The sequence below is a fragment of the Caballeronia ptereochthonis genome (assembly GCF_001545075.1).
In the GTDB taxonomy this organism is placed as follows: domain Bacteria; phylum Pseudomonadota; class Gammaproteobacteria; order Burkholderiales; family Burkholderiaceae; genus Caballeronia; species Caballeronia ptereochthonis.
Window position 1 is genome coordinate 38,028 of record NZ_FCOB02000016.1, and the last position, 10,466, is coordinate 48,493.

Consider the following 10,466-nt stretch of genomic DNA (forward strand, 5'->3'; position numbering starts at 1 on the left):
TTACTTCGCGCCCTGACCGATCTCGTGATTGGCCATGATCTCGAGCGCGCGCACCATGCCCGAGTGGTCCCACGCCTTGCCGCCGTGCGCCGTGCATGCATTGAAGAGCTGCTGGCACGTCGCCGTGGTCGGCAGCGCGACGCCGAGCGATTGCGCCGTCGCGAGCGCCAGGTTCAAATCCTTCTGATGCAGTTCGATGCGGAAGCCCGGATTGAACGTGCGCTTGGTCATGCGTTCACCGTGCACCTCCAGAATGCGCGAAGACGCGAAGCCGCCCATCAGCGCGGTGCGCACTTTCTCGGCATCGACGCCCGCCTTCGACGCAAGCAGGAGCGCTTCGCCCACCGCCTCGATGGTCGCCGCGACAATCACCTGATTGGCGACCTTGCACACTTGCCCCGCGCCGACTTCACCGATGAGCGAGATGTTCTTGCCCATCATCTCGAAGAGCGGCTTGACCTTGTCGAAGGTGGCCTGCGTGCCGCCGACCATGATCGTGAGCGAGCCCGCCTTCGCGCCGACTTCGCCGCCGGAGACGGGCGCGTCGAGATAGTCGGCGCCTTTCTCGCGCACCTTCGCCGCGAACTCGCGCGTCGCGATCGGCGAGATCGAACTCATGTCGACGACGATCTGCCCGGCCTTCAGCGTGCTCGCGACGCCGTTCTCGCCGAACAGCACTTTTTCGACGTCGGGCGTGTCCGGCACCATGAGGAAGATCACCTCTGCCTTCTCGGTGACGGCGGCGGCCGAATCGCACGCCGTGGCGCCCGCCTGCGTCAGTTCGGCGGGCACGCCGCTGCGCGTGTAGGCCGCGAGCTGCACGCCGTTCTTGAGAAGGTTGGCCGCCATGGGATTGCCCATGATGCCCAGTCCGACAAAGCCTGCCTTTTGCATGTATCGCTCCTTGCTTGATATCGATCCGTTTGAGAGTGGCGTGCGTGGTGCAGCAGCGTTCACTCCGGGATGAAGTGTTTCCTCATGGCCTGTGCCGCGTTCCTGAGCAGGCCGAGGTCGGCGCACACGGCGACGAACGTGCTGCCCATCGCGATATATCGCTCGGCGTCTTCCCGCACCGGCGCGAGGATGCCGCTCGGCTTGCCCGCCGCGTGCGCGCGCTCGAACACATGCGCGATGGCTGCCTGCACGTCGGGGTGACCCGGGTTGCCGAGGTGCCCGTACGCGGCGGCGAGATCGGACGGCCCGACGAACAGCGCATCGACGCCTTCGACCGCGACGATCTCGTCGATCGACTCGACCGCCGCGCGGCTCTCGATCTGCACCGCGACGCAGATATTGTCATTTGCGGCCTGGAAATAGTTCGCAACCGTTCCGTACCGGTTGCCGCGATGCCCGACCGACACGCCGCGGATGCCATGCGGAGGATAACGCGTCGCGGCGACGGCGCGCCGGGCGTCGGCGGCGCTGTCGACGAACGGGATCAGAAAATTGACGAAGCCCGCATCGAGCAGCTTCTTGATGGCGATGGCATCGTTCGCCTGCGGACGCACCACGGGCGCGCTGACGCTGTCCTTCAGCGCCATGAGCTGCGGGATGAGCGTAAGGGCGTCGTTCGGCGCGTGCTCGGCATCGAGCAGCATCCAGTCGAAGCCGACCACGCCGACGAGCTCGGTGACGATCGGGCTTGCAAGCGACATCCAGCATCCGATCAGCTTCTTGCGCTCGAGCAGCGACGTTCGGAACGCGTTGGGCAACGGTTGGTACGGTGACGATGACGGCATGATGCCTCCCTGTGACGACGGCGATCCGATTTGCAAAGCGGCACGTCCGAGAGCGCTTATGTCATCAGACGTCTTAACACAGAGTACAGGCAGATCAAGGTTTAAAGACAGGCGCGTTAACCCCTAGTCCGCTTGATTATCCGGGGTTTAAGTTGTTGTGCATCAACCTTTGTTTGTACGATGTCTTATATCATCGCGCGATGAGAGCACTGGGAGTCGCCGAATTGACGAAAGGACCTCTGGGCAGGATGATGCGTTGTCGGACATCCTCGGTCGCAACCGTGCGTGCCCTTCCGGGTGTACGCATCCCACGATGCCACGTCATGCGAAGACGTCCGACAACGAGCGAAAAACGCCGAGTTCCGAAACAACAACCAATCACGATCAGCAGCGAATCAACATGAGCAGTCTCACCGATAAAGTCGTCGCAACCTTGTTCGAGGATATCGAGCGCGGGGTTCTGCGTCCCGGCGACAAGATCCCGACCGAAGTCGCGCTGATGAAGCAGTTGTCGGTGAGCCGGTCGGTCGTGCGCGAAGCGGTGTCGCGTTTGCAGGCGGCCAATGTCGTCGAAACGCGCCATGGCGTCGGCACGTTCATCCGGGCGCCGGAGGAGCGCGAGTCGGTACGTCTGCCGGACGCCGATCTGTCGAGTCTGCTCGACATCATGGCGATCATCGAGTTTCGCATCGATCTGGAAGGCGCGGCGGCGGCGCTCGCCGCCGGACGGCGCACGGACGCGCATCTGAAGCAGATTTCAGCGGCGCTCAGGAAATTCGAGGAGCAACTGGCGAACGGCAGCACGGACGTGGTGCAACACGACGTCGAGTTTCACTTGCAGATCGCGCGCGCGAGCGGCAATCGCTATTTTTACGACGTGCTGAGCCAGATGGGGCGCGGTGTGAGTCCGCGCACGCGCCTGGGCAAGGCGGAGATCGAGGAGCTGGATCAGATCGAGCGATTGCGTCACGTGCTCAGCGAGCACAAGGCGATCTATCAGGCGATCGTGCGGCAGGATCCCGACGACGCGCGCGCCGCGATGCGCATGCATTTGAGCAATAGCCGGGAGCGGTTGAGGCAGGTGCATGGGGCGGCGTGAGGTCGAGCTACTTCGCGCCGCGCGGCTTGCGGTTCGGTGACTTGCCCGATCGCCACCTGTGTCTCGCCTTCGGTTCAATGAATGCGCGGAGAAGGCGCGCTCAATTTCCGGGCGATGCGGCCCGATTGCCTAAGTAAACAAAAGAGTTCGTATGTATACGTGGTAGTAGTTAACAAGCATCACGGATCTCCGTGGATAACCGGCGTTGCGCGTTTTGCATCAGGGACTTATCAGGAAAACAAGTCCGGTATATCGCGTCCGGTTTTGGCTTGAGCCTGGGACAACTTTTGAGACGCGTCGACAAGTGTCGAGTTGTTCAGAAAGCGCCAACAGTTAATGCCACGATGTGCCAACAAGGTTGTCCACAGGCGATCGGAGGATAGTCGTCACGATGTCGCCGGTTGTGACTCGTCGTCGCGCTCGGGCGGCACATTCACGCTGGTTACGTGCGACGACAGGAAGATCGGGCACGCCGGCAACGGAGATAAAAACGGAGATAAAAAAAGCGCCTCCGAAGAGGCGCTTCCAGACAAGAAGACACATCAACAATCCGCGTCGATCACTCCACCGTGACCGACTTCGCCAGATTCCGCGGCTTGTCGACATCCGTCCCGCGCGCACAAGCCGTGTGATACGCCAGCAACTGCAACGGCACGACGTGAAGAATCGGCGACAGCGCTCCGTAGTGCTCCGGCATGCGGATCACATGAATGCCGTCCTCGCTGACGATGCGCGTATCCGCATCCGCGAACACATACAGCTCGCCGCCGCGCGCGCGCACTTCCTGCATGTTCGACTTGAGCTTCTCCAGCAGCGCATCGTTCGGCGCGACGGTCACGACAGGCATCGCCTCCGTCACGAGCGCCAGCGGCCCGTGCTTCAGCTCGCCCGCCGGATACGCTTCCGCGTGGATGTACGAGATTTCCTTCAGCTTCAGCGCGCCCTCCAGCGCGATCGGATAATGCAGCCCGCGCCCGAGGAACAGCGCGTTCTCCTTGCGCGCGAACTCCTCCGACCACGCGATGATCTGCGGCTCCAGCGCCAGCACGCTGTTCAGCGCCGCCGGCAAGTGCCGCAGCTGCGCGAAGTACGCCGCCTCCTGCTTCGCATCGACATGACCGCGCATCTTCGCGAGCGTCACCGCGAGCACGAACAGGGCGGCGAGCTGCGTCGTGAACGCCTTCGTCGAGGCCACGCCGATCTCCGTGCCCGCATGCGTCAGGAACGCGAGCTCGGTCTGGCGCACCATCGCGCTCGTCGCGACGTTGCACACCGCCAGCGTGTGCTTGTGACCGAGCGATTGCGCGTGCTTCAACGCAGCGAGCGTATCGGCGGTTTCGCCGGACTGCGAGATGACGACGACCAGCGCCTTCGGATTCGGCACCGACTCGCGATAGCGATACTCGCTCGCGATCTCCACTTGCGTCGGAATCTTCGCGATCGATTCGAGCCAGTACTTCGCCGTCAGCCCCGAGTAGTAGCTCGTGCCGCACGCGAGAATCAGAATGCTGTCGATGTTCGCGAAGGCCTCGGCCGCGCCGGCGCCGAACAGGACCGGATCGAAATGATCGGCTTGCGGAATCGTGTCGGTGATCGCGCGCGGCTGCTCGAAGATTTCCTTCTGCATGAAGTGGCGATACGGCCCGAGTTCGACCGCGCCGCCGTAGGCCGTCACCACGCGCACTTCGCGCTCGGCGGGCAGGCCTTCGCGATCGACGATCTTCACGCCGTCGAGCCCGATCTCCACCACGTCGCCTTCTTCGAGGAACGCGAAGCGGTCGGTGCTGCCCGCGAGCGCAAGCGCGTCGGAGGCGAGGAAGTTCTCGCCCTCGCCCACGCCGACGACGAGCGGCGAGCCCTGGCGCGCGCCGACCACCGTATGCGGCTGATCCTTGTGCATCACGGCGATCGCATACGCGCCGTGCAGTTGCTTCACGGCGTCGCGCACGGTCTGGAACAGGTCGCCGCGATACATGCTGTGAATCAGGTGCGCGATGACTTCGGTATCCGTCTGCGACACGAACTCGTAGCCCTTGCCCTTGAGCATCTCGCGCAGCGACTCGTAGTTCTCGATGATGCCGTTGTGCACGAGCGCCACCGTGTCGCGCGAGAAAATGGGGTGCGCGTTGTCCGTGACGGGCGCGCCGTGCGTCGCCCAGCGCGTGTGCGCGATGCCCGTCGTGCCGCCGAGCTTCGACTCGCGCACTTGCGCATCGAGATCCGACACGCGCGCGACGCTGCGCGCGCGGCGCGGCTCGCCGTTGCTCAACACGGCCACGCCACACGAGTCGTAGCCGCGATACTCGAGGCGGCGCAGGCCTTCGACCAGCACCGAGACGATGTTACGTTGCGCTACCGCGCCGACAATTCCGCACATGGGCGTTCATCCTTTGAAACTTGTATTTGAAAGCGCGGCGCATGAGAGGCCGCGCGTCTGACTGAACGAGATCGACAGCCTTAAGACTTCTTCTTGACCGGGCGCACGTATCCCGCACGGCTCACCTGCACCTTGTCGTTGAGCACCAGCTCGCCTTCGCCCACATCCTTCCACACCGTCGTGCCCGCCGCGATCGTCACGCCGCGCCCGACGCGCACCGGCGCGACCAGCTGCGTATCGGAACCGATGAACACGTCGTCCTCGATCACCGTGCGATGCTTGTTCGCGCCGTCGTAATTGCAGGTGATCGTGCCCGCGCCGACATTCACGCGCGCGCCGATATCGGAATCGCCGATATAGGTGAGATGGTTCGCCTTGGAGCCGTGCCCGAGCACGGCGTTCTTCACCTCGACGAAGTTGCCGACGTGCGCTTCATCGCCGAGCGCAGCGCCCGGACGCAGCCGCGCGTACGGCCCGAGCACGACATTCGCCCCGGTCGTGGCCCCTTCGATGTGCGTGTACGCATCGACCCGCGTGCCCGCGCCGATGACGGCATCTCGAAGCACGCAGTTCGGCCCGATCGTCACGTTGTCGCCGATCGTCACGCGCCCTTCGAACACGCAGTTCACGTCGATCGATACATCCGCCCCGCATTCGAGCGTGCCGCGCACGTCGATGCGCGCCGGGTCCATCAGCGTCACGCCCGCGTCGAGCAGCGCGTTCGCCACGTTGCGCTGGTGGACGCGCTCCAGTTCCGCGAGCTGAATCTTGCTGTTCACGCCGAGTGTTTCCCATTCGGCATCCGGCTGCGCGGTGACGACCTCGACGCCCGCCTCGATCGCGCGCTCGACGACATCGGTCAGATAGAACTCGCCCTGCGCGTTGTCGTTCCTCAACGACGCGAGCCACGCTTCGAGCGTGCGCGTCGGCGTAATCACGATGCCGGTGTTGATTTCCGCGATGCGCCGCTCCTCCTCGCTCGCATCCTTCTGCTCGACGATCTTCCTCACCTTTCCGCCCGCGTCGCGCACGATGCGCCCGTAGCCGGCCGGATCGCTCACGGTCACCGTCAGCACGCCGTAGCGGTCGGCGCCCGCGGCATCGATCAGGCGCTGGAGCGTGCTCGCGCGCGTGAGCGGCACGTCGCCGTACAGCACGAGTGTCGGCACCGAGGGATCGAGAAGCGGCAAAGCCTGCTGCACCGCGTGTCCGGTGCCGAGCTGCTTGTCCTGGATGGCGAACTGGACGTCCGGCGCGCCGACGGCCTCGCGGACCTTCTCCGCGCCGTGTCCGACGACGACCACGAGACGCGTCGGCGACAGCGTGCGCGCCGTGTCGATGACGTGAGCGAGCAGCGGCTTGCCCGCCAGCGAATGGAGTACTTTCGGCAGGGCGGAGCGCATGCGCTTGCCCATGCCGGCAGCCAGTATCACGATGTTCATCGCACGAAGCCTTGCTGGGTATGACGAGCCGCCAATATATCATCCGGCTCTTTGACGCAGTGCGGCAAAACCCACGCTGCGCCTTGTTGGACAATGGTTACAGGTCGTCGAACTGCACAATTGAAATAGCGTTCGACGATGCCGACGGTTCGCTCGCACACGGTTCCTCGTCGAACGCGATGTCGCCTTGCGGGTCGGCTTCGCCCGTCGCGCGCAGGCCGGCGAACGGGAAGAGCCGGTGGTCCATCAAGTGCGACGGCACCACGTTTGACAGCGCGTTGAACATGTTGTCGACGCGCCCCGGGAAACGCTTTTCCCACTCGCGAATCAGCGCTTTCATCTCCGCGCGCTTCAGGTTCGGCTGGCTGCCGCACAGGTTGCACGGAATGATCGGGAACTCGCGCAATTCGGCGTACTTTTCCAGATCCGCTTCCTTGACGTAGGCGAGCGGACGGATCACGACGTTCTTGCCGTCGTCCGATTGCAGCTTGGGCGGCATGCCCTTCAGCTTGCCGCCGTAGAACATGTTGAGCAGCAGCGTCTGGAGAATGTCGTCGCGATGATGGCCGAGCGCGATCTTGGTCGCGCCGAGCTCGCCCGCCACGCGGTACAGGATGCCGCGGCGCAGGCGCGAGCACAGCGAGCACGTGGTCTTGCCTTCCGGCACCAGGCGCTTGACGATGCTGTACGTGTCCTGATTCTCGATGTGGAACGGAATATCGAGCTTCGCCAGATACTCCGGCAGCACGTGCTCCGGAAAGCCCGGCTGCTTCTGGTCGAGATTCACGGCGACGATCTCGAAGTCGATCGGCGCGCGCTCGTGCAGGCGCAGCAGGATGTCGAGCATCGCGTAACTGTCCTTGCCACCCGACAGGCACACCATCACCTTGTCGCCGTCCTCGATCATGTTGAAGTCGCCGATCGCCTGGCCGACCTGCCGCACGATCCGCTTGAAGAGCTTGTTGTTCTCGTACGCTTCCTTCTGCTGGCGCTTCGTCAGCGTCTCGCGCACGGGCTTCTGGTCCTCGAAGGTTTCTTCGCGCGCGTTCATGCTCGTTCCTCTTTGATGCGAAAGACTTCGACGCCCACCGCGTCGCAGTCGGGATAGACGTCGGGCTTTTCCGTCGACACGGCCACCGCACGCACGTGCGGATGCGCGAGCAAGGCGGCGGCGACGTCGTCGCACAGCGTTTCCTGCAGGTGGATATGGCCGCGCTTCACGCGCGCCGCGATGGTCGAGCGCATGAAGTCGTAATCGACCACTTCGGCCAGCTTGTCCGCGACGGGCGTCGACAGCGCGAGCGGCACGAACAGCTCGACATTGATCACGACGCGCTGCTCGCCGCGCTTCTCGAAGTCATGCACGCCAATGTTGATGCGCACTTCGTAGTTGCGCAGAAAAAGCCGCCGGCAATCGGTCAGCCGGGGATGCGAAAGTGCGGCAAGCATGGTTTCGTCCAAAAGTTATACGTGGCGCGCCAAGGCTTACGGCTGGCGCGTGCCGATCATGTACATCACGTCGCGCGGGCTCGGCACCAGATGCTGCCCGCCATCGACGACGAGCGTCGTGCCCGTCACGCCGTGCGCGTTCGCCAGGTAGCATGCGGCCTGGGCCACGTCCTCCACCGTCGATGCGCGGTTGAGCGGCGTCACGCGATGCGCCGACTCGAACGATGCGGGCGTCTGCCCGGTGGAAATCAGCGTCAGACCCGGCGCCAGGCCGACGACGCGCAGTTTCGGCCCGAGCGCCTGCGCCAGCGCGACGGTGGCGTTCTCGAGCGCCGCCTTCGTCAACGTGTACGACAGGTAATCCGGGTTCATGTTGTAGAGCTTCTGGTCGAGCACGTTGATGACGACGCCGCGCAGGTCGTCGCTCTCCGTGGCGGCATCCGGCACGATCTCGTGCAGCATCCGCGCGAGCGTGAGCGGCGCGGCGACGTTCACGGCGGTCATCTCCAGCAGCTTCGCGTAGCCGAAGTCGATGGCCGTGTCCTCGTCGAAGCGCGACGCGCAATTCACGACGCAGTTCAGCCCGCCGAACGCCTCGATGCACGCGGGAACCAGCCGCCCGACTTCCGCCTCGACGCCCAGATCCGCCTTCAGCGCGACCGCGCGCCGTCCGAGCGCCTCGATATCCGCAACGGTTTCGCGCGCCTCGCGCTCCGAGCCGCCGTAGTGCACGGCGACATCCCAGCCCTGGCGCGCGAACTCCAGCGCGACACCGCGCCCGATGCGCTTCGCCGCGCCCGTGACGAGCACGGCGCGGAAACGGGGGGCCGAACCGGAAGACGGCGAGTTGGCGAAAGAAAACGGCGTGGAGGCGCTCATTTACAATACGGGGATGAATCTGAATGCTCGACAATCCGATAGTTTACCTGCTCCGGGCGCCGACGCGCTCGCGCAGTCAGAAGCGCTTGCAGACCTGATCCGCGGACGCATCGCGGCGGCGGGCGGCTGGCTGCCTTTCGACCGTTATATGGATCTCGCGCTCTACGCGCCCGGGCTCGGCTATTACGGCGGCGGCGCAATGAAGTTCGGCCGCCGCGCCGAAGACGGCAGCGACTTCGTCACGGCGCCCGAATTGTCCCCGCTTTTCTCGACCACGCTCGCGCGTCCCGTCGCGCAGGCGCTCGCGCGGAGCGGCACGCGGCAACTGATGGAATTCGGCGCGGGCACCGGCAAGCTCGCCGCCGGCCTGCTGACCGCGCTCGCCGATCTCGACGTGCCGTTCGACAGCTACGCGATCGTCGATCTTTCGGGCGAGTTGCGCGAGCGCCAGCGCGAAACCATCGAGAAGCACGCGCCCGCGCTCGCCGCGAAGGTGAAATGGCTCGACGCGCTGCCCGACCGGTTCGAAGGCGTCGTGATCGGCAACGAGGTGCTCGATGCAATGCCCGTGCGCCTCGTCGTGCGCAAGCTGGGCGCGTGGCACGAGCGCGGCGTCGTGGCGCTGAACGATCGCTTCGCCTTCGACGACCGCCCGATCACGCCCGACGCGCAGATCGACCTGATCGACGCCGCCATCGACGAAGCCAATGACGAACCGTTCGCGGAATACATGACGGAAACGCACGAGGCCGCGCTCGCCTTTACGAAGACCGTCTGCGCGATGCTCACGCGCGGCGCGGCGTTCTTCATCGATTACGGCTTTCCGCGCCGGGAGTTCTATCACGCGCAGCGCGCGACCGGCACGATGATGTGTCACTACCGGCATCGCGCGCACACGGACCCGTTTTTGTATCCCGGTTTGCAGGACATCACGGCGCATGTGGAATTCACGGGCATCGCGGAAGCGGGCGTCGAAACCGGCGCCGATCTGCTCGGCTTCACGTCGCAGGCGCGTTTTCTGATGAACGCGGGTATCACCGATGTGCTCAACGACCTCGATCCCTCGGATGTCAGGCGCTTCCTGCCGGCCGCAAATGCCGTGCAGAAGCTGCTTTCCGAGGCGGAGATGGGCGAGCTTTTCAAGGTGATCGCGTTCTCGCGCGGCATTCCCGGCACGCTCGACGCGTTCGCCGCCGGCGATCGCTCTCACACGCTATGAGTGCGCGATCATGATCCGCTGGCTGCTGACCACCTTCATCGCGCTCGCGATCCTCTCCGGTTCGATGCCGTGGCTCAGGAAAATCGGCATCGGGCGGCTGCCGGGCGATTTCACGTTGCGGATCTTCGGGCGAGAGTACTCGTTTCCGTTCATGTCGACGCTGTTGCTGTCGATACTGCTCTCCTTCATCGCACGAGCGCTCTGACCGGCGCGTGCAAGACGGCATTTCGCCGGCTGCTTCCGGATTCGGATCAGGATTAGG

10 protein-coding genes are annotated in these 10,466 nt (G+C 64.4%); 3 read left to right on the forward strand and 7 right to left on the reverse strand.

What is annotated here, in order from left to right:
* Both AWB83_RS17845 and garL read right to left on the reverse strand, forming a co-directional pair.
* Positions 1-915: a 2-hydroxy-3-oxopropionate reductase gene (locus AWB83_RS17845; protein WP_279629090.1), complete on the reverse strand. Its 915-nt coding sequence runs from the start codon at positions 913-915 to the stop codon at positions 1-3.
* A gap of 38 nt (positions 916-953) precedes the next feature.
* On the reverse strand, positions 954-1,739 hold the full coding sequence (garL, locus tag AWB83_RS17850) for a 2-dehydro-3-deoxyglucarate aldolase (protein WP_087046949.1): 786 nt from the start codon (positions 1,737-1,739) through the stop codon (positions 954-956).
* 400 nt (positions 1,740-2,139) lie between these two features.
* Between garL and AWB83_RS17855 the strand changes: the two genes are divergently transcribed.
* Positions 2,140-2,838, forward strand: a complete 699-nt coding sequence (locus tag AWB83_RS17855) for a FadR/GntR family transcriptional regulator (protein WP_087047067.1) — start codon at positions 2,140-2,142, stop codon at positions 2,836-2,838.
* Positions 2,839-3,397: 559 nt separating this feature from the next.
* On the opposite strand, the gene glmS is transcribed toward AWB83_RS17855, so the two are convergent.
* The 5 genes from glmS to AWB83_RS17880 form a co-directional block, all read right to left on the reverse strand.
* Positions 3,398-5,215, reverse strand: coding sequence for a glutamine--fructose-6-phosphate transaminase (isomerizing) (glmS, locus tag AWB83_RS17860; RefSeq protein ID WP_087046950.1), 1,818 nt, complete (start codon positions 5,213-5,215; stop codon positions 3,398-3,400).
* Between the two features lie 80 nt (positions 5,216-5,295).
* On the reverse strand, positions 5,296-6,657 hold the full coding sequence (glmU, locus tag AWB83_RS17865; RefSeq protein ID WP_087046951.1) for a bifunctional UDP-N-acetylglucosamine diphosphorylase/glucosamine-1-phosphate N-acetyltransferase GlmU: 1,362 nt from the start codon (positions 6,655-6,657) through the stop codon (positions 5,296-5,298).
* A 97-nt stretch (positions 6,658-6,754) separates the two neighbouring features.
* Positions 6,755-7,708, reverse strand: coding sequence for a tRNA 2-thiocytidine(32) synthetase TtcA (gene ttcA / locus AWB83_RS17870; RefSeq protein ID WP_087046952.1), 954 nt, complete (start codon positions 7,706-7,708; stop codon positions 6,755-6,757).
* Positions 7,705-8,106: a dihydroneopterin aldolase gene (locus AWB83_RS17875; RefSeq protein ID WP_050334553.1), complete on the reverse strand. Its 402-nt coding sequence runs from the start codon at positions 8,104-8,106 to the stop codon at positions 7,705-7,707. Before AWB83_RS17875 ends, ttcA begins: the two co-directional genes overlap by 4 nt.
* Before the next feature lie 36 nt (positions 8,107-8,142).
* On the reverse strand, positions 8,143-8,985 hold the full coding sequence (locus AWB83_RS17880; protein ID WP_087046953.1) for an SDR family oxidoreductase: 843 nt from the start codon (positions 8,983-8,985) through the stop codon (positions 8,143-8,145).
* Positions 8,986-8,998: 13 nt separating this feature from the next.
* Between AWB83_RS17880 and AWB83_RS17885 the strand changes: the two genes are divergently transcribed.
* Entirely contained in the window at positions 8,999-10,204 is a 1,206-nt protein-coding gene (locus tag AWB83_RS17885; protein ID WP_087046954.1) for a class I SAM-dependent methyltransferase, read from the forward strand.
* A 10-nt stretch (positions 10,205-10,214) separates the two neighbouring features.
* The gene (locus AWB83_RS17890; RefSeq protein WP_087046955.1) at positions 10,215-10,409 is read left to right on the forward strand and encodes a DUF2905 domain-containing protein; all 195 of its coding nucleotides are present in this window, start codon (positions 10,215-10,217) and stop codon (positions 10,407-10,409) included.
* The last annotated feature ends 57 nt before the right edge of the window (positions 10,410-10,466 follow it).